This is a genomic window from Microbacterium sp. Leaf159 (assembly GCF_001423615.1).
GTDB lineage: Bacteria > Actinomycetota > Actinomycetes > Actinomycetales > Microbacteriaceae > Microbacterium.
The window spans coordinates 935,172-958,593 of record NZ_LMOU01000001.1; the positions used below are offsets into that span (position 1 = coordinate 935,172).

Sequence of the window (23,422 nt, forward strand, 5' to 3'; positions counted from 1 at the left end):
CTTTCATAGCTGGAGGCACCCATGGTGCGATTCCTCGTCGTCCCGCAGTGGCAGGGCTCCCCTGCACCGCGCGCGATGCTCCTCGTCGACGGCGCGTCGGCGATCGCCGGTGATCTTCCGCGCGCGTCGACCACCGTGCTCGATGTGCCCGTCGAGGCCGGCGAGTCACTCGGCACCGGCGTCCGCCGACTCAGCGCCCTGTTGCGCACTCGAGAGCTCGTCGATGCGGCGATGACGACCGACACGGTCGTGGTGGGCGGAGACTGCAGCGTCACCGTCGCGGCCCTCGCCGCTCTTCCCGGCGGCACCGACGATCTCGCGGTGGTCTGGTGCGACGCGCACGCCGACATGAACACACCCGAGACGTCGCCGTCCGGTGCGTTCTCCGGCATGGCTCTGCGGGCGGTGCTCGGTGAGGGAGAGCCGCAGCTCGCGCTCTCCCCCGGCATCCCGCGCGACCGCGTGATCACCGTCGGAATGCGCGACCTCGACGACGCCGAGGTCGCCGCGATCGACGGCCTCACCCCGCTGTCGGTGACAGACCTCGACGATGCCGATGCGCTGGCCGCCGCCGTCGTGGCCACCGGCGCGAGCCGGGTGTGGGTCCACATCGACGTCGACGTGCTGGATCCGGCCGAGATAGCCGGCGTCTCCTCCGCGTCCCCGTTCGGGCTCGCGCCCGCCACCCTGAGCGCGGCGGTCCGCGCTCTCCGCACGCGCGTTCCGCTGGCGGGCGCGACGATCGCGGGATTCGCCCCGCGTTCACCGTCCGACGCGGTCGAGGATCTCGGAGCACTGCTGCGCCTCGTCGGAGCGGTCGCATGACCGAGGACTGGCGCCCTGCGGCGGAACGTGCCCTCGAGCGGGGTCGCCGATTCGACCGCCGCATCCCGTCGTTCCTGCTGCGATCGCCGATCAGTCGCATCGGGTACTGGTGGGGAACGGCCGTCGGCTGGGTGTGGGGATCACTGTGGAGCACCGGTCCCGTCGAGCGCCGGGCGGGCCTGTGGGTGTTCCGCGGTATGCCGAACTGGACGTTCAACCGCGGCGGGGTGTGCGTGGGCGGGTGCTTCCTCACCGGCGATGCCCGGCCGACCGATGCGGTGCTTCGCCATGAGGCGGTGCACAAGGCACAGTGGCTCCGTTACGGCATCCTGCTGCCGGTGCTGTACCTGTTCGCCGGGCGGGATCCGCTCCACAACCGCTTCGAGATCGAGGCGGGTCTGGAAGACGGCAACTACGTGCGCCGGACGACCGCTCCTCAGCGCTCGGAGGGGAGAAGCCCGAAGCGCTCGGGCGCGTAGATCTGCGCGGGCTGGATCTCGAGTGATCCGGTGAGGTGCTCGACGATGTCGGCGGTACCGAGGTAGCCGCCCAGCAGCGTGACGTGGGTCTCGAGCTCGTCGTCGCAGAGCATCTCGTCGGCCCACGCGCAGGTCGCGCGGGCGAGGGCCTCTCCTGGCGCGCACGCACGGCCCGTTCCGGGAGCGCCGGAGCGCTCTCCCCGAGCCAGCCACGTCACGGTCATACGGCCGGGCGCATCGATCACGCCGATGTCCGAGGCCTGTGCGACCTCGATGAAGATCCGACCGGATGCGCACAGCGGCAGTGTCGCGAGGAAGACCTCGAGTTCGGCGAGCGAGTGCTCGTCAGCCGTCACCAGGTGGTGTGCGCGACGACGCGCTGCGCGGCGCTCTGCGCGCGTGCTGCGGGTCTCGAGGAAGGTCTCCATGATGCTTCCATCGTACACCACGTGAAGGGTTGCCTAACCTTGGTCGGCGACCGGTTCCACGAGAGCGGCATGCAGTGCGTCCAGCTCGGCATCCGACATCCCGTTGGCCCGGAGGTAGCCTGCCGCAGATCCCCATCGCGCATCGACGCCGTCGAGCAGCGCCCGCATGACCGGCGCAGGCGACTGCGTGGCCAGCGCCACCGCGTGCAGGGCTTCGGGATGCTGGGAGCGGAGGTACGCGGCGATCCGCTGCGACCTCTCAGGAGGAAGCTGCGACTCCGTGAGCGCGTAGTCCTCGATGATCGCGTCTCGGTCGGCACCGACGGCTGCGAGTGCGAGGGCCACCGTCACCCCGGTGCGGTCCTTGCCCACCGTGCAGTGCACGAGAGTCGGCTCCCCCGCAGCGATGATGCGAATGGCCGCGACGAGCCTCTCACCGCTCTCCTCGAGAAGGTGCAGGTAGAGATCCTCCAGGCTGGTGTCCGTCTCGAAGAACGAACGGACCGACCCGAGGAACAGAGGGAGGTGCGTCGTGTCGGGCCCGTCGATCTCGGTCGGCTCTGCGGCGACCTCCTCGCCGTCCCGCAGATCGACGATGTGGGCGACCCGCTCGCGGACCGCATCCACACCCGCATTCGTCGCCCCGGACAGCTGACCTGAGCGCAGCAGGATGCCGGAGCGGATGCGTCCGCCCTCGGCGGGCATGCCTCCGACGTCCCTGACATTGTTGACGCCGTCGAAGTCGAGGACGGTCATGCCTGCGCCTGCGGGGCCCGGGGCGGAACCGGGTAACGGCCGGCGATGACGACGCGGTTGAACGCGTTGATCGACACGCAGGCCCAGCTCAGGGCGGCATACTCCTTCTCGGTGAAGACGGCACCGACGCGGTTGTACAGGTCGTCCGAGATCCCGTCCTCCGAGATGAAGGTGAACGCCTCGGCCAGCTCGAGCGCCGCCGCCTCCCGTTCACTGAAGACGCCGCTCTCGCGCCACGTGGCGATCTGCATGAGCGTGTCCGTGTCGATCCCCGCCTTGACCGCGCGATCGACATGTATTCGCGTGCAGTAGCCGCATCCGTTCAGCTGCGAGCAGTGGATCATCACGATCTCCTTGAGGCGATCGTCGATGCCGTTCGTCGCGCAGATCTCGCCCACCGTCCGAGAGAACGCATCGAGCGCCTGGTAGGCGGCGGGCTCGGTCTTGGAGAGGTGCACTCGCGTCTCGCTCATACCTCAATGATATTCCGTTATGCGGGCATCTCGGCGGGCTCATCGATGCCAAGGAGAATGCAGATAGCCATGCCTTCTGCACGCAAAGACAGCTTAATGCGCGTTCATATGACTCAATCACTTGTCATTATGATCTCGCATTTCCCGCATATGCGTTCCTCAGAGCAGAATATGGAGGTGGCGATCGACATCACCGAGTTCAGCTATCTTCCCGCACAGGCCGAGGCGCTGGGCGTTCCCGTTCCTCCGAGCGAGCGGCTGACATTGCCGCTCCCGGACGGTCGCCGTGTGAGCGGTGTCCGCTACGGCAGCGGATCGCCGCAGATCACGCTCCTGCACGGGGCCGGCCTCAACGCGCACACCTGGGATACGACCGCTCTCTCGGTGCAGCAGTCCGTGCTGGCGATCGATCTCGCGGGGCACGGCGACTCCTCCTGGCGCGACGACGCCGACTACACCCCTCGAACGCTCGCCGTGGATGTCGCCGCAGCACTCGACGCCTGGACCGACCGGCCGCAGATCCTCGTCGGACAGTCCCTCGGCGGCCTCACCGGGGCGGCGGTGGCCGCTGCGCGCCCCGATCTCGTCGCCGAGCTGATCGTCGTGGACATCACCCCTGGCATCGACACCTCGGCCGGCCCCGCCGCTCTGCGTGAGTTCTATGCAGGCCCCACCGATTTCGCGACGCGCGACGAGCTGGTCGATCGTGCGATCGCCTTCGGCTTCGGCGGCGCGCGCCCCGACACGGAACGCGGCGTCTTCCTCAACACGCGAGTGCGCCCGGACGGACGCGTGGAATGGAAGCACCATTTCGCTCACCTCGCCGCGAAGGCGCTCGCCGCGCACGACCCCGGCGACGTCTCCGCTCCCTCGGTCCTCAACGCCACGGGGTGGCAGGACCTCGATCAGGTGACGGCCCCGGTGACGCTCGTCCGCGCGATCGACGGCTTCGTCAGCGCTGCCGACGCGGACGACTTCGCCCGCCGTCTTCCCGACGCGAGCGTGGTCGCGATCCGGGCGACGCACAACGTGCAGGAGACCGCCCCCGCGCAACTCGCCGCGCTGATCACGGACCGCGTCGCGACCACCGGATTGTGACGTTCCGTTCCACATCCCGCCCCACCTGCCCGACACATCCCTAGGCTCGTTCCACCGGCACACAGCAACTGCCGCACCGAGAGGAAACAACCCATGTTCCGACGTACGCGACGGCTCGCGCTCTTCTCCGCGATCGCGGCGAGCGCCGTCATCCTGAGCGCCTGCACGGGCACTGCGGCCCCCGAGACCACGGCGCCCACCGGCGAACCGGATCCCGATGCCACGCTGCAGGTGGGACTCGTCCTCGAGCCCACGAACCTCGACATCCGTCACACGAGCGGTGCTGCCCTCGAGCAGATCCTCATCGACAACATCTACGAGGGCCTGATCAGCCGCACGCAGGAGAACGAGATCATCCCTCGGCTCGCCTCTGACTATGAGGTGTCCGACGACGGACTCACCTACACGTTCACACTGAACGACGGCATCACCTTCCACAGCGGCACCGCTCTCACCTCCGCCGACGTCGTGGCCTCGTATGAAGCAGTCCGCACGGACGCCACACTGCAGGGCAACGCCGAGTTCGCCTCGGTGGCCTCGATCACCGCGCCCGACCCGACGACCGTGCAGATCGTGCTGACCGAGCCGAACCAGAACTTCCTCTTCTCCCTCACCGGGCCGGCGGGGCTCGTGTTCCAGGCAGGCGACACCACCGACCTCAAGACCGCGGAGAACGGCACCGGCCCCTTCACCCTGACCCGCTGGAACAAGGGCAGCGCGATCACGTTCGCCCGCAACGACGCCTACTGGGGCGAGCCGGCCGGAGTGGCCGAGGTCGAGTTCCAGTACATCCCCGACTTCACCGCAGGTGTGAACACGGCGCTCGACGGGGGCGTCCAGGTGCTCACCGCCGTGGATCCCAACCTCGCATCGCAGCTCGAGGGCGACTTCACCCTCACGACGGGTCGTACGACCGACAAGGCGACCCTCGCGTTCAACAACGCCAAAGCTCCCCTCGACGACGTCCGGGTCCGCGAGGCACTGCGCCTCGCGATCGACCACGAGGGGCTCGTCGAGGCCGTCGGTGCGGGGTCGACGCTGTACGGCCCCATCCCCGAGCTCGACCCGGGCTATGAGGACCTCTCGGATGTCGTCTCCTACGATCCGGAGAAGGCCAAGGAGCTGCTCGCCGAGGCCGGCCAGGAGGATCTCGAGCTGACCCTCACGATCCCGAGCTTCTACGGCACGACCGTTCCGAAGGTCCTGATCTCCGATTTCCAGAAGGTGGGCGTGACGCTCGACGTCGACTCGGTCGAGTTCCCCACCTGGCTGGAGGACGTCTACACGAACCACGACTACGACCTCAGCTTCGTGCTGCACGTCGAGCCGCGTGACTTCGGCAACTTCGCGAACCCCGACTACTACTTCGGCTACGACAACGCCGAGGTGCAGGGCCTCTACGCCGACGCACTCGCCGAGGTCGACCCCGACAAGTCGGCGGAGCTGCTGGCGAAGGCCGCGCGTATCGTCTCCGAGGACCATGCGGCCGACTGGCTCTACAACGGGGCGACGATCACAGCGGTGAGCCCGCTGGTCTCCGGATTCCCCCAGGACTCGATCAACTCGCGCATCGACCTGGCAGGCGTCACCGTCGCCACCGAGAAGTGACGACGCTCACTTCGTGATCCGATATGCGCTCGTCCGAGGAGCCCTGCTCGTGGCAGGGCTCCTCGTGTCGAGCGCGCTGATCTTCCTGACCCTCCGCGTGTTCCCCGGCGACGTCGCTCAGCTCATCGCCGGCACGCAGGCCTCCCCCGCCGAGGTCGAGGCGCTCCGCGAATCCCTGGGCCTCAACCGTCCTCTGCCGGCGCAGTACGCGGAGTGGATCGGGGGGATCTTCCGCGGCGATCTCGGCACGTCCCTGCTCTCCGGAGCATCCGTCGGGGAGGAGCTGCTGCTCAAGGCGCAGGTGACCGTGCCGCTCGGCATAATGTCTCTGCTGATCGCCGTGCTCATCGCTGTGCCCTTCGGAATCCTCGCCGCTGTGCAGCGCGGCCGTCGCGGGGGCACCGCCCTCAGCGTCGGCGCACAGGCCCTCGCCGCCGTGCCCGTGGTCTGGGCGGGGATGATGCTGATCGTCGTGTTCTCGGTGTGGCTCGGGTGGCTCCCTCCACAGGGATTCCCCCGTACGGGATGGAGCACGCCTCTGCAGGCGATCGAGTCACTGCTGCTCCCCGCTCTCACGATCGGCATAGTCGAGGGCGCCATGCTCATGCGCTTCGTGCGCAGCGCCACACTCCAGGCGGCGGGTCAGGACTTCGTCCGCACGGCTGCGGCCAAGGGACTCACCCGAACCCGAGCGCTCATCTCGCACGGCATCCCCGCTGTGGGCCTGTCGATCATCACGGTCCTCGGGCTCCAGATCGCGGGGATCATCGTCGGCTCCGTCGTCATCGAACAGCTCTTCACCCTGCCGGGCATCGGGCGGATGCTGGTCGCCGACGTCGGGACGCGTGACCTGATCAAGGTGCAGAGCGAGCTGCTGGTGCTCACCGGCTTCGTCCTCGTCGTCGGCTTCCTCGTCGACCTGATCCATCGGGCGATCGATCCCCGCCAGAGGGAGGCATGATGCCCGGTTGGCTCCCGAGGCTGTGGCGCACCTCCACAGGGCGCTTCGGCCTGATCGTGGTCGCCGTCATCGCGGTCACCGCGCTCGTCGCGCTGTTGTGGACGCCGTTCGATCCGCAGGAGTCCGACGTCCGCAACCGCTGGGCGGTTCCCAGCTGGCCGCATCTGCTCGGCACCGACGACACCGGACGCGACATCCTCAGCCTCCTCATGGCGGGCGCGCGGACCACGGTGTTCGTCAGCGTCGGAGCCGGGATCATCGCGACTCTCGTCGGCATCGCCCTCGCCGGCCTGGGCGCGCTCACCGCCCGCTGGCTGCGCGAGACGGTCGCGGTGCTCGTCGACATCCTGATCGCGTTCCCCGTGCTGCTGATCGCCATGATGATCTCCTCCGTCTGGGGCGGTTCGCTCTGGGTCGTCATCTGGTCGGTCGGCATCGGCTTCGGTGTGAACATCGCGCGTGTCACCCGCCCCGAGCTGCGCAGAGTGCAGCAGAGCGATTTCGTGCTCGCCGCGCGGGCGTCCGGACTCACGACCTCGCAGAGCCTCGTACGCCACCTGCTGCCGAACGTCGCACCCGTGTTCATCGTGCAGCTGTCGTGGTCGATGGCGGTCGCCGTGCTCGCCGAGGCCGGACTCTCGTATCTCGGCTTCGGCGCCTCGGTGACCGAACCGAGCTGGGGGCTGCTCCTCGCCGACCTGCAGCGCTACATAGGCGTGCATCCGCTCTCGGTCATCTGGCCGGGGCTCGCGATCACCCTGACGGCTCTCGCACTCAACCTCCTCGGCGACGGCCTGCGCGAGGCCACGGATCCGACGCTCCGACACCGCGCGGCGGAGATCCACACCCCGGCGGTGGTCGCATGAGTCTCGTCGTCGAAGACCTCGTCGTCCGAATCGACGGCCGTCCTGTCGTCGACGGCATCTCGTTCGAGGTGCCGGACGGCGCCAGAGTCGGCCTGATCGGCGAATCGGGCTCCGGCAAGTCGCTCACCGCGCTCGCGGTGCTCGGACTCCTCCCCGACGGCGCGACGGCGAGCGGCAGCATCCGCTGGAACGGCACGGAGCTGATCGGCATGCGCGACCGAGAGCTCGCCGAGCTCCGGGGCGACGAGATCGGGATCGTGTTCCAGGAGCCGCGCACAGCACTCAATCCCATCCGCACCGTCGGCCGGCAGATCGCCGAGTCGATCCGCATCCACGAGGGCATCGGCAGACGCGAGGCACGAGCGCGCGCCGTCCAGGAGGCCGCCCGCGTGCGACTCCCCGACCCGGAGTCGATCGTCGACCGGTACCCGCACCAGCTCTCGGGCGGTCAGCGTCAGCGCGTGGCGATCGCGATGGCTCTGGCCTGCCGCCCTCGACTGCTCATCGCGGATGAGCCGACGACCGCGCTCGACGTGACCATCCAGGCCGAGATCCTGTCGCTGCTGCTGGCCCTGGTCGAGGAGCAGGGCATGTCGCTCGTCTTCATCACACACGACCTCGCCGTGCTCGCACAGGTCGCGACTCGGGGCGTGGTCCTCGAGGACGGCCACGCGGTCGAGCAGGCACCGGTGAGCACGCTGCTGAGCGCCCCCGCATCTCCGGTGACACAGGGTCTCCTCCGCGACGCGACCGCCACGCTCTGGCGCCCGCACGGGGGCCTCCGATGAGCCTGATCGAGGCACGCTCCCTCCGGCGAGACTTCGTGGTACCCAAGCGTTCGGCGTTCGAGCGGACGAGGACGCAGACGGCGCTGGCACCCACAGACCTCGACATCGCCGAGGGCTCGTCCGTCGGCATCATCGGGGAATCCGGATCGGGCAAGTCCACGCTCGTCCGGCTGCTGCTCGGACTAGATCGTCCGACGTCCGGCACCGTCGAGGTCGACGGAAGGGCGGTGGATGCCGCGGCATCCGCGCGCTCCCTGCACTGGCTGCGGCGGCAGACCGGTCTCGTGTTCCAGGACCCCTATGCCTCACTCGACCCTCGGATGACGGCCGCCCAGATCATCCGCGAGCCGCTGTGGGCCCTCGGCATCGAGGGCGACCACCGAGCGCGGGTCCGGGAGGTGCTGCAGCAGGTGGGCCTCGAGCCCGACATGGCCGACCGCTATCCGCACGAGTTCTCCGGTGGTCAGCGTCAGCGGATCGCCCTGGCGAGGGCGATCGTGCACGGGCCGCGCATCCTCGTCGGGGACGAGCCGCTGTCCGCCCTCGACGTCACTGTGCGCGCTCAGATCCTCGACCTGCTGATCGAGCTGCGCCGCTCCTCGGACCTCACCCTGGTCCTCGTCTCGCACGACATCGGAGTGGTGCAGAACCTGTGCGACACGGTCGTCGTGATGAAGGACGGGAGCATCGTCGAGCGTGGCTCCACCGAAGAGGTCCTGCTGCACCCGACGCACGACTACACGAAGACGCTGCTGGCCGCGATCCCGGTCATCCCCGCTCCCCCGGAGTGACCGCGACGCTCACCGACCCGAGCTCGTGCGGAAGAACCTGCGGCGCCGGGTGGGGCGCAGCGCGCGGCGCATGTAGACGGTGCCGAGGTCGCGACCGAACTTGTGTCCGACCCGGCCCATCCGCCCGGCCTCGACGAAACCGAGCTTGGCGTGCAGCCGGATCGACGCATCGGCCTTGGTGTCGCTGATCACGGCGACCATCTCTCGGATCCCGAGCTGTTCGCATGCGTCGATCAGAGCCTGCAGCAGAGCGGCTCCGAGTCCCTTGCCGCCGGCTCCCGGCCCCAGATAGATCGAATCCTCGACCGTGTAGCGGTAGGCGTTCTTGCCTGCCCACGGCTGCGCGAGCGCATAGCCGATCACGACACCCGCCGGCGAGACGGCGACGAGGAACGGCAGTCCGAGCCTGCTCAGCAGGGCAAACTTCTCACGCCAGTAGGGGATGCTGCTGCGCCTCTCGTCGAGGGTGACGACGGAGTTGCTCACGAAGTGGTTGTAGATCTCGCGCACGTACGGGAGGTCTCCGGCACGCGCGGCGCGGATCGAGTACGAGAACACGTCGGGCTCGGGCTGCGGGCGCAGATGGCGCGGCAGCACACGGCGGCGATCACCGGGCTCGAACTGCATGCGATCAGCTTAGACGCGGCTCCCCGTCGACGCGCCAGTCCACGGGAGACGCGCCCTGCCGTTCGAGCAGCTCATTCGCCCGCGAGAACGGCCGGGAACCGAAGAAGCCACGACGCGCGGACAGCGGCGAGGGGTGCGCAGAGGCGATCACGGGCGTATCGCCCAGCAGAGGCTGCAGATTCTCGGCGTCCTTGCCCCAGAGGATCGCGACGAGGGGCCTGTCGCGTGCGACGAGGCTGCGGATCGCCAGCTCGGTCACCGCCTCCCACCCCCACCGACGATGCGAGCCCGCCTCACCGGGGCGCACGGTCAGCACCCTGTTCAGCAGCAGCACGCCCTGATCGCTCCACGCCGTGAGGTCGCCATGGGGGGCGGGAGGGATGCCGAGATCGGTCTCGCGCTCCTTGTAGATGTTGCCGAGGCTGCGAGGCAGCGGACGGACGTCCCCGTCCACCGCGAAGGACAGTCCGATCGGATGACCGGGAGTCGGATACGGGTCCTGACCGGTGATCAGCACCTTGACCTGCGACATCGGGCGTCGGAACGCGCGCAGCACCTGGTCCCCGGCCGGAAGGTAGCCCCGCCCCGAAGCCTGCTCCTCGCGGAGACGCTCGCCCAGCGCAGTGATCACATCCTGCGCCGGAGCCAGAGCGGTGGCCCACTCGGGGTCGATCCGGCCGTCGGCGGCGAGTTCGACGAGAGTGCGCGCAGCCATCGATCAGTCGATCGGGCGCACCCGCAGCGGGCCGCGCGCGAGCAGATGGTTCGCGGACTGCGCCACGGGGCGCATCGTGATGAGGTCGAGGTTCACGTGGCCCGGCGCATCCAGCGCATACGCGATGACATCGGCCACGTCCTCCGCGAGCAGCGGCGCCTCGACACCCGAGTACACCGCTTCGGCGGCCACCGCGTCACCACCCAGACGGTTGAGCGTGAACTCCTCGGTGTGCACCATCCCGGGAGCGATCTCCGCGACACGGATGGGCTCGCCGTTCAACTCGAGGCGCAGGGCGTGCACCAGCATCGACTGCGCGGCCTTCGCCGCGTTGTACCCGCCGCCTCCCGCATAGGCGACCTGCGCGGCGGTCGAGGTCACGAACACCGTGTCCGCGTGCCCGTCTGCCGCGGCCGCGCGACGCAGCAGGGGCAGCATCCCCGCGACCAGCCGCTGGCTGGACAGGACGTTGGCGTCGTACATCCACTGCCAGTCGGCGGTCGAGGCGTTCTCGACGCGATCGGTGCCGCGCGCTCCGCCCGCGACCTGCACGAGTGCATGCACGGGACCTGAGGCCTCGAGCTCTCGGATCAGCGCCGCCACGGCATCCGGATCCGTCAGGTCGCAGGCGATCGTCGATGCCCCGGTCTCCTCCGAGAGCGCGGCCAGACGGGATGCGCGTCTGGCGACGCCCACGACTCCCCACCCGCGGGCGCGCAGAGCACGCACCGTCGCCTCCCCGATTCCGGAACTCGCACCGGTCACCACTGCACGCCTGTTCACCATGCCTCCACCGTACGATGTTCCGGCCGCGAACGCGGGCGCACGCCGTCGGGTCGCGTTTTCCGGTCATCATCGTCGGGGCGGGAGTCTCCGATGAGGACGACGGCGACTCCGATTCCGCACAGCACGAATCCGATGACGGTGACGAGGGTGAGCGGCTCCCCGAGCAGCATCCCACCGGCGAGCGAGGTGGTCGGCGCGATCAGGAACAGCAGCGCCTGAAGTGCGGTGATGCCCACCCGTCGCAGAAGCCACCAGTAGAGGCCGTACGCCGCCAGGGTCGGGAACACGGCGGTCAGGACGACCGCGAGCCAGAACGACGCCGACGACGGCGGGGTCAAGGCGCCTGCCACTGCCGCGATCACCAGCAGCAGCACCGCCGTCACCGTGACGTGGACCGTGAGAGTCAGGAGCACCCCGGTCTCCACCGACGACTTGCGCTGCAGCAGCGTTCCGACGATGAGGCACACCATCGCGACGGCAGGCAGGAGATAGGCGACCAGCGGGGCAGCCGAGGATCCGAACTGCGAGCGCACGACCAGGAGGACTCCGACCGCCCCGACCCCGAGTCCCACCCACTGCGAACCTCGCACGCGCAGACCGAGCACCGGACCGACGAGCACGGCGACCACGAGCGGCTGCACGGCGTCGATCAGAGCGACCGTTCCCGTCGCGATGCCCGCGGCGACGGACCCGTAGACCGCGACGCAGTAGCCGAACTGCGCGAAGAGTCCGATCGACGCCTGAGCGCGCAGATCACGACCGCTCACTCCCCTGCCCGCGCCGGTGATCAGGACGACGGCGAGGAGGACCACGGCGAGCGGCACGAAGCGCCAGACGAGGAGCGTCAGTGCAGAGACGTCGACGGTGGCGAACGCCGGGATGATGAACCCCGAGCTCCAGGTCACGACGAAGGCGGCCGAGGCGGCGACCGTCCCCACAGCACGAAGTACACCGATCTGTTTACTCATGGGAATGACTATACAGACTGGTATAGTCATTCCCATGGCGCAGTCGGTTCCGGAACTCGTCCCCCTGACCCCGGGAGGACGGAGTGTCCTCGACGCGGCTTCGAGGCTCTTCTACGAGCGAGGCATCCACGCCGTGGGCGTCGACACGATCGCCGAGGCCGCCGGGGTCACGAAGAAGACGCTCTACGACCGGTTCGGGTCGAAGGAGGCCCTGGTCGTCTCCTATCTGCAGCACCGTGACGCCCGATGGCGCGACCACGTCGCGTCAGAGCTCGCACGAGTGCCGGAACCCGGCCCCGAGCGCGTGCTCGCGATCTTCGATGCCGCGATCTCATGGTCGGACGAGAACAGCCCCAAGGGGTGCAGCGCCATCAACGCTCGCGCCGAGATCGGCGAGGGCAACGACGACCACCCGGTGTTCCCCGAGGTCTCCCGGCAGAAGATCTGGCTGCTCGACGTCTTCGAGGAGCTCTGCGCCGAGGCCGGCGTGCGCGATCCCCGCGCGACGGCCCAGGCGATGATGCTGCTCTACGAGGGCGCGATCGTCACGGTGGGCATGGCGACGTTCGCCGAACCGTTCGCGATCGCGCGCACGTGGGCTGCGGCGCTGCTGGCGCAGGACTGAGCGGCGGACGGCTCCGTCCGCGCGCGCGGCCCGTGTTCATTACGTCACATTTCCCACTCACTGTTGACAACCTCCGATATTCCGTACTGTCGCTTGCAACGACATCAGTCGAATCGACCTTCCAACAGTTCCAGGGGGAACACATGTCCGCACCCGAGACCTGGCGTTTCGAGACCAAGCAGATCCACTCCGGCGCTGCTCCCGACCCGGTGACCAAGGCCCGCGCCACGCCGATCTACCAGACCACGTCCTACGTGTTCGACAGCGCCGACCACGCGGCGAACCTGTTCGCACTGGCCGAGTTCGGCAACATCTACACCCGCATCCAGAACCCGACCCAGGACGTCCTGGAGCAGCGCCTCGCGGCGCTCGAGGGGGGCACCGGCGCCCTCGTCCTCTCCAGCGGCCAGGCGGCGTCCACGTTCGCGGTTCTGAACATCGCGCAGGCCGGCGACCACATCGTGTCGTCGAGCTCGATCTACGGCGGCACGTACAACCTGTTCAAGTACACCCTCGCGAAGCTCGGCATCGAGGTCACGTTCGTCGAGAACCAGGACGACCCCGAAGAGTGGCGCCGCGCGATCCGCCCGAACACGAAGCTGTTCTTCGCCGAGACCATCGGCAACCCGCAGATCAACATCCTCGACATCCGCACCGTCGCCGACGTCGCGCACGAGGGCGGCGTGCCGCTGATCGTCGACAACACGATCGCGACCCCGTACCTGATCCGTCCGTTCGAGCACGGCGCCGACATCGTCGTGCACTCGGTCACGAAGTTCCTCGGCGGCCACGGCACCACCATCGGCGGCGCGATCATCGACGGCGGCACGTTCGAGTGGTCGAAGAACGTCGAGCGGTTCCCCGGCCTCACCGAGCCCGACCCCTCGTATCACGGTGCCAGCTACACGGCGGCCGTCGGCGACCCGCTCGCCTACATCATCAAGGCGCGCGTGCAGCTGCTCCGCGACCTCGGATCGGCCATCGCGCCGCAGAGCGCCTGGAACCTCATCCAGGGCATCGAGACGCTGTCGCTGCGCATCGAGCGCCACGTGCAGAACGCCCAGGAGATCGCCGAGTGGCTCGACAGCCGCGACGACGTCGCCTCGGTGAACTACTCCGGCCTGCCCTCCTCCCCCTGGTACGCCAAGGCGAACCAGTACGCCCCCAAGGGCGTCGGCGCCGTGCTGTCGTTCGAGCTGAAGGGCGGTGTGGAGGCCGGCCGCGAGTTCGTCAACAGCCTGTCGCTGTTCAGCCACCTCGCCAACATCGGCGACGTGCGCTCGCTCGTGATCCACCCCGCGTCGACCACGCACGCGCAGCTCACGCCCGAGCAGCAGCTCACGGCCGGCGTCACGCCCGGCCTCGTGCGCCTGTCCGTCGGCATCGAGAACATCGACGACCTCAAGGCAGACCTCGACGAGGCTCTCGCTGCGGCTCGCCGCGTGTCGGAGGCCGCTCGCGCCTGATCCGGCGCTCAGATGTCAGGAGATGCCCCGGGCTGCGGCTCGGGGCATCTCCGCGTCCAGCGCCGGGCCTCCCTGCGCCGGGCGAGCAGCACGCTCGGCTGGCGCACAGACGTCTGCGTCGAGAATGGGAAGCCTGCCCGGAGGAGCCCATGATCGACGTCACCACGAAGCCGACCGCCCGTCGGCGCGCATCCGCGCCTGCCGGACGCGTCATCGCAGTGGTCGGAGTGGCTCTTCTCGTCGGGATCATCTGCACCTGGGTCCCCGGCGTCGTCGGCACCGCTGCAGCCGCTGCTCTGCCGTGGTGCGGGCTCGCCCTCGCCGTGCTCGTCGTCTTCGCGCTGACCCTGGCGCGCCGCGTCACGCTCGTGCTGCTCGCACCCGTCCTCGTCTGGGCCCTCGCGATGCTGCCGTCCGCGCCCGGTCTCGTCGCAGCCTCGCCTCCGCAGAGCACGCCGATCGAGATCGTCAGCCAGAACGTGCGCGCCCACTCGGGAGGAGCGGCGGCCTCGGCGGCCGAGCTCGCCGACATGTCCGCCGACGTGATCGCCCTCACCGAGCTCGACGGCGACAGCCTCGCAGCCGCACGGGACACCCTCGCCTCTGCATACCCGCACTCGTACGCGATCGGCACGGTGGCAGTCTGGAGCCGCTATCCGATCGCGGACGCACAGCCGCTGACCCTCGGGCTCGACTGGAAGCGCGCGCTCCGGGTCGTCGTGAACACGCCGGATGCCGACGTCGCCGTGTACGTCATGCACGCGGCGTCCGTGCGTCTCGGCGTGCAGCAGGAGCGCGACACGATGCTCTCGGGGATCGCCGACGCCGTCGCCTCCGACCCCGCGGAGTCGATCGTGGTCGTGGGCGACTTCAACGCCGCATCAGCCGACCCGGCCCTCAGCGCCGTCCGGGCGCAGCTCGACTGGGTCAGACCGACCGACGGCACCCTCGGCCTCACCTGGCCCGCAGCGCTTCCCCTCGCCCGCATCGATCACGTCTTCGTGCGAGGACTGACGGTGCTCGCATCGACGACGGCGCGCGTCGGGAACAGCGATCACCTCGCCACGGTCACGGCCCTCGCCGGCTGAGAGCCATCGCGCCGCGGCCTCCACGCGACGCACCCGGGAACCGTAACGTTCGTCCGACGCATCGCCTGCCGGGCGAGAATGGAAGCATGGACTGGCAGACGACCTCTGAAGACACGGTGCCCTCGGCGCCCGTGACGGAGGCCGACGTACGTCTGCTCCGCGCGCGACCACCCGCGACCGGCGCCTGGCGCGACGGAGACCCCGCCGGCGGACGCCGATTCACCTCCTTCGGCGCCTTCCCCACCGAGAGCGGCTCGGAGCTCCCCGGCATCCGCCTCGCCTATGAGACCTGGGGAGAGCTGAATGCAGCGCGCGACAACGCGATCCTGATCCTGCACGCTCTCACCGGCGACAGCCACGTGCGCGGAGCCGCCGGGGCCGGTCACCCCACCACCGGCTGGTGGGACGACATCGTCGGACCGGGTGCACCGATCGACACCGACCGCTGGTTCGTCATCGCGCCGAACATGCTGGGCGGATGCCAGGGTTCCACGGGGCCGGCGAGCATCGCGCCGTCCGGGTACGAGTGGGCGTCGCGATTCCCGTATCTGACGATCCGCGACCAGGTCGCCGCCCAGGTGCGACTCGCCGATGTTCTCGGCATCGACGTCTGGGCAGCCGTCGTCGGCGGCTCAATGGGCGGCATGCATGCGCTCGAATGGGCGGTCTCGCATCCTGAGCGCGTCGAGCGCCTCGCCGTGCTCTCGTCTCCCCCGGTGACGACCGCCGACCAGATCGCGCTCAACACGGTGCAGCTCGAGACCATCCGCATGGATCCGCGCTTCCAGGGCGGCGAGTACTACGACCTCGCCGACGGAGACGGTCCGCACCGTGGCCTGGCTCTCGCCCGCCGCATGGCGCTGCTGAGCTACCGGAGCCCCATCGAACTCAATCAGCGGTTCCAGCGCTCGTGGCAGTCGGGGGTGTCGCCACTCGGGCACGGCGGACGATTCGCGGTCGAGTCGTACCTCGACTTCCACGGCAACAAGTTCACCCGACGGTTCGACGCGAACAGCTACATCACCGTCGTCGAGGCGATGAACTCGCACGACGTCGGACGCGACCGCGGAGGGGTCGAGGAGGCGCTCCGCACCGTGACCGCCACCACCCTCGTGCTCGGGATCGACAGCGACAGGTTGTTCCCCGTCGACGGACAGCACCGCATCGCGCGGAGCATCCCGAACACCCTCGACGGCGACGAGGCAGTCGTCCTCAGCAGCGACTTCGGGCACGACGGGTTCCTCATCGAGACCGAAGCCGTCGGAAGGCATCTGCGACGGCTGCTCGACAGCTAGCTCGGAACGATCCGCCACGGCAGCGAGCCGGTCTCGAGCCGCAGCCCCTCCCACTCGAAGGCGGTGCCGAGGTCGGATTCGACGACCCTCGTCGAGAAGTGACGCGCGACGCCACCTGCCGAGAGTGCCTCCTCGGTGCTCTCGAACCCGCTCAGCTGATGCAGCGTCACCCAGGTCGGGGGAAAGAGCATCCATTCCCCGGTGGAGTGCTTCCGCAGCGCGTCAGCGGGCGTGATCCAGGTCGCATCGACGACCTCGTCGGCAGAGACCCGCAGCGCACCGTCCTGGGCATCCGGGGCATCCGTGACATCCGCGAGGAAGAACCAGGTCCTGATGCGGATCGGCGCCTCGGCCGGCGGCTGCCATCGGGACACGACGACAGGGTCGGCGATGACGAGGCCGACCTCTTCGAACGTCTCGCGGACGGCAGCGCGACGGGCGTCGTCCTGCTCATCGTCGCCGTCTCGGCGATCGCCCCGCTCGACCTTGCCTCCCGGGAAGACCCAGGCGCCGGGGAAGGAACCGCGGTCGGGGCGACGCATCAGCAGCACCTCGAAGCCTTGAGCGGCGGGTCTCAGCAGCACAGCCGTTCCTGCGACGGGAAGATCGTCTGGCTCGGTCACACGCTCACTCTACGACCGCGATGCCGGGTCAGGCCGAGGCGAACGCGGGCCTGCGGGCTTCCGCCCGATACGAGAGGAGGGCGATCAGCAGCCCAGCCACCGCGAGCGCAGCGCCGGTCCACGAGGGAGCCGTGAAGCCCCAGCCGCCCGCGATCACGACACCGCCGAGGAAGGCGCCGAGGCTGTTGCCGATGTTGAGCGCGGAGTGGTTCATGGCCGCCGCGATCGACTGGTTGTCTCCCGCCACGTCCATCAGCCGGGTCTGGATGGTCGGAGACAGCACCGACGATACGAAGCCCACGACGAACACGAGCAGCGCGAGCGTGATGATCCAGAACGAGAACACGGCGAGGAGTGCGAACACGACGGCCATCGCGGCGAGTCCGAACAGCAGCGTGCGACGGAGGTCGATGTCGGCGAGATGGCCGCCCACGAGGTTGCCGGCCGTCATCCCCAGTCCCATCAGCACCAGGACGATCGGGACGGCCCATTCCGGTGAGCCTGAGACGTCCGTCACCAGCGGGGCGATGTAGCTGTAGACCGCGAAGAAGCCCCCGAAGCCGATCGCACCCACTCCGAGCGTGAACCAGACCTGCGGGATGCGGAAGACGCCGAGCTCTTCACGCATCGTCCGCCCGGGTGAGCCGGGGTGCTCCGGCACGAAGAAGATGATGAAGACGGTGGCGAGCGCGAACACGAGCGCGACGACGGCGAAAGCCGCCCGCCATCCCCACATCTGACCGAGGAAGGTCCCCAGCGGCACCCCGACGACGTTCGCGACGGTGAGACCCGTGAGGATGAATGCGACGCCCTTGGCGCGGTTGCCCGGCCCCATGACATCGGCGGCCACGAGCGCTCCGATGCCGAAGTAGGCGCCATGTGGCAGACCCGCCAGGAAGCGAGACGCGCCGACGAGCTCGAACGTCGGCAGGAACACCGTGAGCGCATTGAAGACGGTGAGCGCCACCGCGAGTCCGATCATCACGCGGTGCCGCGGGTAGCGCGCGACGAAGCCCGCGATGGTCGGCGCGCCGACCACGACGCCGAGGGCGTAGAGCGAGATCAGCCAGCCGGCCTGGCTCAGTGCGTCTTCGGGGCTGCTGGCCCACAGTGTGGGCAGGAGCTCGCTTGCGATGTTGGGCAGCAGGCCCATGACGACGAACTCGGTCATGCCGATGCCGAAACTGCCGATGGCGAGGGAGAGGAGCGCCCACTTCGCCGCACCCCTCGATTCAGTCGAGGGATTCACCCGTCGATTCTACGGGGTCGCGAACGCACCCGGCGTCGTGCCGAGCACCCGTCGGAAGTGGCGCGTGAGGTGGGCCTGGTCATAGAACCCCGCGTGCGCCGCGGCCGACGCGGGCGAGACGCCGTCGACGAGCATCCGACGCGCGAGGTCGATGCGTCGGCTGAGGACGTACTGGTGCGGCGCGAGCCCATACGTCTGCGTGAAAACCCTCGAGAGGTGGCTGGGGTGCGCCCCGAACTCCGCTGCGACCTCGGCCACCGTGAAGGACTCCGCGAACCGCTCGTCGAGGAGCGCGTGCACCCGGCGAGCGAGTGGTGCGTCATCGAGGCCGTTGCCCGCTGATCCGAGATGGGTGAGGATCGACTGCCGCAGCACGAGCGTCCAATGCTCGGCGGCGAGCAGGTCTCCGGGCTCAGCGAGGGCCGCATGCACCCGTCGCGCCGCCATCAGCGCTGCTGTGCTCGGCACGGTCGGGCGCGACACCGACAGGCCTGAGGCGTGCCCGGGAAGCCAGGCGCTGTCGAGATACACCACGCGCTTGCGATAGATCCGACCGTCGACCGCCGACCGACCGTTGTGCGAGATCCCAGGAGGCAGGACGGTCACTGCCCCGGGTGCTGCGATGTGTGCGGATCGCCCCAGATCGTACGAGACGGCTCCCTCGTCCACGAGCATCACCGTCCACCCGTCATGCGCGTGCGGCGGATAAGCATGGCCGAACGCCGCGTGATAGACCTCGCGCACCGACGGCACCGCAGGGTGCCACGCTCGCAGAAGTTCCGGCATGCAAGAAACGTACAAGACGATCTCGTGCATCGGCGCGATCGTGGAACCATGACCACTGCCTCACTGCCGACCGCTCTGCCGTCCGCCGCGTCTCACCGATTCGACACGAAAGTCGTCGTGCTCCTGCGCGAAGGGCTCACGGTATGGCAGGAGCTGAACGTCACGTCGTTCCTGATGTCCGGCATCACCGTGAGCGCTCCAGGGCTCACGGGCGAGCCGTACAGAGACGGCGACGACAACGTCTACCTCCCGATGCTCCGCCAGCCGGTCCTGGTGATGACGGCGGATGCCGAGCTGCTCCGGGCCGCACGGACCAAAGCCACAGCACGGGCGGACGTGGCCATCGCGGTGTACACAAGGGAGCTGTTCGCGACAGGGCACGATGACGCCAATCGAGCGGCTGTCTCCGCCGTCGCGGCGCACGACCTCGATCTCGTCGGAATCGCACTGCGCGGCCCTCGCAACGCTATCGATCGGATGACCAAGGGAGCGCGCCTCCACGACTGAGCGGAGTGGTTCAGCCCTGCTCTGACTCCTCGATCGCCGCTTCCAGTCGCTCGATCTTCGCATCGAGCTCGCCGGAGTAGCCGGGACGGATGTCGGCCTTGAGCACCAGCGACACCCGTGAGCCGAACGGCATCACGGCTTCCGTCGCGCGCTTGACCACGTCCATGACGGTGTCCCAGTCCGGTCCTTCGACCTCGGTGAACATGCTGGTCGTGCGGTGCGGCAGGCCGGACTCTCTCACGACGCGGACGGCGGCGGCGACCGCGTCGTGCACGGAGGCGTCCGAGCGCTCCGATCCGTCGGAGGGGGTGCCGCTCGGGGCGACGGAGAAGGCGATCAGCATGGGTTTCACTCCCGGTTCGTTGAGGGTCGGTGTGCGGGCACTCGGACGACGGCGCGGATGCCGACGACCAGGGCCACGACGAGCAGGACGTTGCGCAGGCTGAGGATCACGACGGGAAGCGTCTCGGCTCGCAGCAGCGCGTCGTAGTTCAGCGGGTAGACGAGGCACGTGAGCGCGCAGAGAGCGAGCACGATCACGGCCGGAATAGCGGCGCGCGCTCGATCGAGCACGAGCCAGAGGATCGCCGGCGCGATCAGCCACGTCTGGAACTGCGGCGAGCCGACCTTGTTCAGCACGATCAGCGCGGTGACGAGCGACAGCGCGAGCGGCGGGAAGAGACGGGGGAAGGACGCTCCCCGCATCGCCTTGACCGCGCCGACGACCGTGATGACGACGACGAGGACCGCCATCAGAGGCGTGAGCACGGCACCGACGACATCCGCCCCCTGCGCCTCGATCTGGAACGTGAGGATCTCGAAGCTGTACTCGATGCGAGCGGAACCGAGCACCGCGAGCCACAGGAAAGGCGTGGCGGCGACCGCCTCGATCTGCAGGCCGCGTCCGGTCTGCTGGGTCAGGAAACCCAGGATCTCGGTGTCGGCTCCGAGCAGGAACAGAAGCGCGATGACGCCGGCCGTCACGGCCACTCCGGCGAGCAGGATCCGCATCCTGCTTCTGGCCGCCACGACCGCCGCGAGCAGAAGCGCTCCGGGCCAGATCTTGATCCAGGCGCCGATCGTGAGCAGCGCGGCCGCTGTCGCCGGTCGACGGGTGAGCCAGAGCCCCGCGATCACCGCGACGGGCACGGTGATCGCATCGATCCGGTAGATCGCGATCGGGCCGAGAAGCATCAATGCGGCGGTCCAGAACCACCCGGCGGTCCGTCGCGGCTGCGAGGGCGAGCGGCCGATCAGCACGGCGAACGCGACCGCATCGAGAACCGTGACGAGCACCGCCCAGGCGATCAGGTACGCCTCTGAGACCCCCATCACCGCGATCACCGGCAGAGACAGGATCTTCGCCAGCAGCATCGGCACGAGCGCGAGCTGGGGATAGACCCACGTCTCAGTGATCCCGACGATCGGACCGCCCGAGAGCGCGGCCGACGACCAGGGTTCGTAGACCAGCACGACATCGCCCATCGGCTGGCTCGGGTAGAGCCACCCCGTCACCGCGACGATGACGTGCACGAGCAGGAAGGCGCTCCAGAGCACGAGGATGCGCATGGTGCGGTTGCGGCTCACGCGAGGACGTCCGCGATCGCGCGAGGAAGCGCCTCCGCCACATCGAGGGCGACGATCGGATGCCCGTGCCCGCCGCCGTGCACTCCGGTGCCCGCGGCGATCCGCCCGGCATGCCCGTGCAGCCAGGCTCCGGTCGCGGCGACCTCCGCGACCGGAGCATCGGGATTCGCGGCGAGCAGCGCACCGAGCACGCCGCCGAGCACGTCGCCGGTCCCCGCTGTCGCCAGCCACCCGGTGCCCGCGTCCACGAGGATCACCGAGCCGTCGGGGTCCGCGATGAGCGTCTGCGCGCCCTTGAGAAGCACGACGGCACCGAGCCGTGTCGCAGCATCCGCCGCCGCGCGCGCACGGTCTTCGTCCGGAGATGCTCCGATCCGCGCCTGGAGCCGGGCGAACTCGCGCCCGTGCGGGGTCAGCAGCAACGGCGCTCGCGATCCTGCGGCAAGATCCAGCGCGCCGGCATCGACGACCACCGGAACCGCATCGTCGAGGATCTCCCGCAGCTCATGCTCGTCGTCCGCCGTGCGCGTGGCCGCGTCGGTCCCCGATCCGATGACCCACGCTTCGACGCGCGCACCCGACGCCTGCGTGCTGACGACGGTCTCGGGTCGCCGGGCCATCACGGCATCCGCCGCGCGGCCGCCTCCGATGTATCGCACGAATCCCGCGCCCGTGCGCCACGCGGCCTCGACGCCCAGCACCGCGGCGCCGGGGAAGGCCACAGAGCCGGTACGCAGTCCCACGACCCCGCGCGAGTACTTGTCGTCCTCCGGCCCGGGGACCCGCACGAACCGCGCGGCGTCGTGACGGGACCATTCGCGCACATCGGGCATGAGTCCACGTTAGTGCGACGACCCTCCCCACCTCACCTCGGCAGTAGCGTCGGAGGGTGAGCATTCTCTTCTCCCCCGTCAGCATCCGATCCGTCACGTTCCGCAACCGCCTCTGGGTATCTCCCATGTGCATGTACAGCGCCGTCGACGGCGTCGTGCAGGAGTGGCACCACACGCACCTCGCCCAGTTCGCGTCGGGCGGCGCCGGCCTCATCGTGGCCGAGGCGACCGCCGTGGTGCCGGAGGGCCGTATCTCCCCCCGCGACGCCGGCCTCTGGAACGACGAGCAGCGCGACGCGTGGCGGCCGATCGTCGAGGCGATCCACGCGCGCGACGCAGCCGCCGGGATCCAGCTCGCGCATGCCGGGCGCAAGGCGTCGACCTGGTGGCCGTGGGCCGACGAGCGCGGGTCCGTGCCCGAGACCGAGGGCGGCTGGATCACGACCGCCCCCTCCGCCGTCGCCTTCGAGGGCTTCGCCTCCCCCGTCGCACTGGATGCCGAGGGCATCGAGGCCGTGGTCGACGGCTTCGCTGCCGCTGCGCGCAGATCGCTGGACGCCGGCTTCGACGTCCTCGAGATCCACGGAGCGCACGGGTACCTCCTGCACCAGTTCCTGTCGCCCCTGTCGAACCTGCGGGAGGACGAGTACGGAGGGTCCCTCGAGAACAGGGCTCGGCTGCTGCTGCGCGTGGTGGAGGCCGTACGCGCCGTCGCCGGAGAGCAGGCGCCCCTGTTCGTGCGCATCTCCGCGACCGATCACGCCGAGGGCGGCTTCACGCCCGACGAGGCCGCGACCGTCGGCGGGTGGGCGTCCGAACGAGGCGCAGACCTGATCGACGTCTCCAGCGGCGGCCTGGTCGCACATCAGCAGATCAGCGTCTTCCCCGGCTACCAGGTGCCGCTCGCCGAGACCGTCCGTCAGGGCGGACGCATACCGGTGTCCGCAGTCGGCCTCATCACGGCGGCGGAGCAGGCCGAGAAGGTCCTCGCCGACGGAGCGGCCGACGCGATCTTCGCCGGCCGGGAATGGCTGCGCGACCCGCACTTCGCGCTGCGCGCAGCCCACGAGCTCGGTGCCGATGTGTCGTGGCCGCCGCAGTACGAGCGCGCGCACTGGCGCTGACCGCTCCGAGAAGACGACGAAGCCCTCCGATCCGCACAGGATCGGAGGGCTTCATCGTGATGTCGCGATT

Annotated in this window: 27 protein-coding genes; 14 read left to right on the plus strand and 13 right to left on the minus strand. The window is 69.3% G+C overall.

Going from position 1 to position 23,422, the window contains the following annotated elements:
• The first annotated feature begins 21 nt into the window (after positions 1–21).
• Together ASF80_RS04565 and ASF80_RS04570 are read left to right on the plus strand one after the other, a co-directional pair.
• Positions 22–825: an arginase family protein gene (locus tag ASF80_RS04565; protein ID WP_056308367.1), complete on the plus strand. Its 804-nt coding sequence runs from the start codon at positions 22–24 to the stop codon at positions 823–825.
• Positions 822–1,304, plus strand: coding sequence for a hypothetical protein (locus tag ASF80_RS04570; RefSeq protein ID WP_056308369.1), 483 nt, complete (start codon positions 822–824; stop codon positions 1,302–1,304). Before ASF80_RS04565 ends, ASF80_RS04570 begins: the two co-directional genes overlap by 4 nt.
• Here ASF80_RS04570 and ASF80_RS04575 read toward each other — a convergent pair.
• The 3 genes from ASF80_RS04575 to ASF80_RS04585 are packed head-to-tail and all read right to left on the minus strand — an operon-like array spanning position 1,262 to position 2,961.
• Entirely contained in the window at positions 1,262–1,732 is a 471-nt protein-coding gene (locus ASF80_RS04575; RefSeq protein WP_056308371.1) for an SIP domain-containing protein, read from the minus strand. The genes ASF80_RS04570 and ASF80_RS04575 overlap by 43 nt on opposite strands.
• A 33-nt stretch (positions 1,733–1,765) precedes the next feature.
• Entirely contained in the window at positions 1,766–2,488 is a 723-nt protein-coding gene (locus ASF80_RS04580; RefSeq protein ID WP_056308372.1) for a tyrosine-protein phosphatase, read from the minus strand.
• Positions 2,485–2,961, minus strand: coding sequence for a carboxymuconolactone decarboxylase family protein (locus ASF80_RS04585; RefSeq protein ID WP_056308375.1), 477 nt, complete (start codon positions 2,959–2,961; stop codon positions 2,485–2,487). Before ASF80_RS04585 ends, ASF80_RS04580 begins: the two co-directional genes overlap by 4 nt.
• 171 nt (positions 2,962–3,132) lie before the next feature.
• Here ASF80_RS04585 and ASF80_RS04590 point away from each other — a divergent pair, with 171 nt between their 5' ends.
• The 6 genes from ASF80_RS04590 (at position 3,133) to ASF80_RS04615 (ending at position 9,073) form a co-directional block, all read left to right on the plus strand.
• Complete coding sequence (locus ASF80_RS04590) at positions 3,133–4,059, plus strand: alpha/beta fold hydrolase (RefSeq protein WP_056308377.1); 927 nt, start codon at positions 3,133–3,135, stop codon at positions 4,057–4,059.
• Positions 4,060–4,152: 93 nt separating this feature from the next.
• Complete coding sequence (locus tag ASF80_RS04595; RefSeq protein ID WP_056308379.1) at positions 4,153–5,667, plus strand: ABC transporter substrate-binding protein; 1,515 nt, start codon at positions 4,153–4,155, stop codon at positions 5,665–5,667.
• Between the two features lie 13 nt (positions 5,668–5,680).
• Complete coding sequence (locus ASF80_RS04600; RefSeq protein WP_056308381.1) at positions 5,681–6,628, plus strand: ABC transporter permease; 948 nt, start codon at positions 5,681–5,683, stop codon at positions 6,626–6,628.
• Positions 6,625–7,494 carry an ABC transporter permease gene (locus ASF80_RS04605; RefSeq protein WP_157520976.1) on the plus strand — a complete coding sequence of 290 codons (870 nt, stop codon included), beginning with the start codon at positions 6,625–6,627 and terminating at the stop codon, positions 7,492–7,494. The genes ASF80_RS04600 and ASF80_RS04605 overlap by 4 nt, the downstream gene beginning before the upstream one ends.
• On the plus strand, positions 7,491–8,282 hold the full coding sequence (locus ASF80_RS04610) for an ABC transporter ATP-binding protein (RefSeq protein ID WP_056308384.1): 792 nt from the start codon (positions 7,491–7,493) through the stop codon (positions 8,280–8,282). Before ASF80_RS04605 ends, ASF80_RS04610 begins: the two co-directional genes overlap by 4 nt.
• Positions 8,279–9,073 (plus strand): ABC transporter ATP-binding protein, encoded by a 795-nt coding sequence (locus ASF80_RS04615; RefSeq protein WP_056308386.1) that lies wholly within the window; start codon positions 8,279–8,281, stop codon positions 9,071–9,073. Before ASF80_RS04610 ends, ASF80_RS04615 begins: the two co-directional genes overlap by 4 nt.
• 9 nt (positions 9,074–9,082) lie before the next feature.
• Here ASF80_RS04615 and ASF80_RS04620 read toward each other — a convergent pair whose 3' ends face one another.
• Genes ASF80_RS04620 through ASF80_RS04635 form a run of 4 tightly spaced genes read right to left on the minus strand, consistent with a single transcriptional unit; the run spans position 9,083 to position 12,169 of the window.
• Positions 9,083–9,700 carry a GNAT family N-acetyltransferase gene (locus ASF80_RS04620; RefSeq protein ID WP_056308388.1) on the minus strand — a complete coding sequence of 206 codons (618 nt, stop codon included), beginning with the start codon at positions 9,698–9,700 and terminating at the stop codon, positions 9,083–9,085.
• Positions 9,701–9,704: 4 nt separating this feature from the next.
• A complete protein-coding gene (locus tag ASF80_RS04625) occupies positions 9,705–10,415 on the minus strand; it encodes a uracil-DNA glycosylase (RefSeq protein ID WP_056308390.1) in 711 nt (236 codons plus the stop codon).
• 3 nt (positions 10,416–10,418) lie between these two features.
• Complete coding sequence (locus ASF80_RS04630; protein ID WP_200934743.1) at positions 10,419–11,201, minus strand: SDR family oxidoreductase; 783 nt, start codon at positions 11,199–11,201, stop codon at positions 10,419–10,421.
• The gene (locus ASF80_RS04635; protein ID WP_082488184.1) at positions 11,195–12,169 is read right to left on the minus strand and encodes a DMT family transporter; all 975 of its coding nucleotides are present in this window, start codon (positions 12,167–12,169) and stop codon (positions 11,195–11,197) included. The genes ASF80_RS04630 and ASF80_RS04635 overlap by 7 nt, the downstream gene beginning before the upstream one ends.
• 34 nt (positions 12,170–12,203) lie before the next feature.
• Here ASF80_RS04635 and ASF80_RS04640 point away from each other — a divergent pair, with 34 nt between their 5' ends.
• The 4 genes from ASF80_RS04640 (at position 12,204) to metX (ending at position 16,643) form a co-directional block, all read left to right on the plus strand.
• Positions 12,204–12,794 (plus strand): TetR/AcrR family transcriptional regulator, encoded by a 591-nt coding sequence (locus ASF80_RS04640; RefSeq protein WP_056308392.1) that lies wholly within the window; start codon positions 12,204–12,206, stop codon positions 12,792–12,794.
• A gap of 143 nt (positions 12,795–12,937) precedes the next feature.
• Complete coding sequence (locus tag ASF80_RS04645; RefSeq protein ID WP_056308393.1) at positions 12,938–14,260, plus strand: bifunctional o-acetylhomoserine/o-acetylserine sulfhydrylase; 1,323 nt, start codon at positions 12,938–12,940, stop codon at positions 14,258–14,260.
• Between the two features lie 149 nt (positions 14,261–14,409).
• Entirely contained in the window at positions 14,410–15,348 is a 939-nt protein-coding gene (locus ASF80_RS04650; protein ID WP_056308395.1) for an endonuclease/exonuclease/phosphatase family protein, read from the plus strand.
• Between the two features lie 86 nt (positions 15,349–15,434).
• Entirely contained in the window at positions 15,435–16,643 is a 1,209-nt protein-coding gene (gene metX, locus ASF80_RS04655; protein WP_056308398.1) for a homoserine O-acetyltransferase MetX, read from the plus strand.
• Here metX and ASF80_RS04660 read toward each other — a convergent pair.
• The 3 genes from ASF80_RS04660 to ASF80_RS04670 are packed head-to-tail and all read right to left on the minus strand — an operon-like array spanning position 16,640 to position 19,301.
• Positions 16,640–17,266, minus strand: a complete 627-nt coding sequence (locus ASF80_RS04660) for an NUDIX hydrolase (protein WP_056308400.1) — start codon at positions 17,264–17,266, stop codon at positions 16,640–16,642. The genes metX and ASF80_RS04660 overlap by 4 nt on opposite strands.
• A 28-nt stretch (positions 17,267–17,294) precedes the next feature.
• Positions 17,295–18,515 carry an MFS transporter gene (locus ASF80_RS04665; RefSeq protein ID WP_056308402.1) on the minus strand — a complete coding sequence of 407 codons (1,221 nt, stop codon included), beginning with the start codon at positions 18,513–18,515 and terminating at the stop codon, positions 17,295–17,297.
• A 9-nt stretch (positions 18,516–18,524) separates the two neighbouring features.
• Positions 18,525–19,301, minus strand: a complete 777-nt coding sequence (locus ASF80_RS04670) for a helix-turn-helix transcriptional regulator (RefSeq protein WP_120493171.1) — start codon at positions 19,299–19,301, stop codon at positions 18,525–18,527.
• Positions 19,302–19,349: 48 nt separating this feature from the next.
• Between ASF80_RS04670 and ASF80_RS04675 the strand changes: the two genes are divergently transcribed.
• The gene (locus ASF80_RS04675) at positions 19,350–19,808 is read left to right on the plus strand and encodes a DUF2000 family protein (RefSeq protein WP_056308406.1); all 459 of its coding nucleotides are present in this window, start codon (positions 19,350–19,352) and stop codon (positions 19,806–19,808) included.
• Positions 19,809–19,818: 10 nt separating this feature from the next.
• On the opposite strand, the gene ASF80_RS04680 is transcribed toward ASF80_RS04675, so the two are convergent.
• From ASF80_RS04680 to ASF80_RS04690, 3 genes are read right to left on the minus strand one after another with little or no spacing between them, the layout of a single operon-like run.
• On the minus strand, positions 19,819–20,151 hold the full coding sequence (locus ASF80_RS04680) for an MTH1187 family thiamine-binding protein (RefSeq protein ID WP_056308407.1): 333 nt from the start codon (positions 20,149–20,151) through the stop codon (positions 19,819–19,821).
• Positions 20,152–20,156: 5 nt separating this feature from the next.
• A complete protein-coding gene (locus ASF80_RS04685; protein ID WP_235559881.1) occupies positions 20,157–21,395 on the minus strand; it encodes a hypothetical protein in 1,239 nt (412 codons plus the stop codon).
• The gene (locus ASF80_RS04690; RefSeq protein WP_056308410.1) at positions 21,392–22,228 is read right to left on the minus strand and encodes an NAD(P)H-hydrate dehydratase; all 837 of its coding nucleotides are present in this window, start codon (positions 22,226–22,228) and stop codon (positions 21,392–21,394) included. The genes ASF80_RS04685 and ASF80_RS04690 overlap by 4 nt, the downstream gene beginning before the upstream one ends.
• 56 nt (positions 22,229–22,284) lie before the next feature.
• Between ASF80_RS04690 and ASF80_RS04695 the strand changes: the two genes are divergently transcribed.
• Positions 22,285–23,352 (plus strand): NADH:flavin oxidoreductase/NADH oxidase, encoded by a 1,068-nt coding sequence (locus ASF80_RS04695; protein WP_056308412.1) that lies wholly within the window; start codon positions 22,285–22,287, stop codon positions 23,350–23,352.
• Positions 23,353–23,422 lie beyond the last annotated feature (70 nt).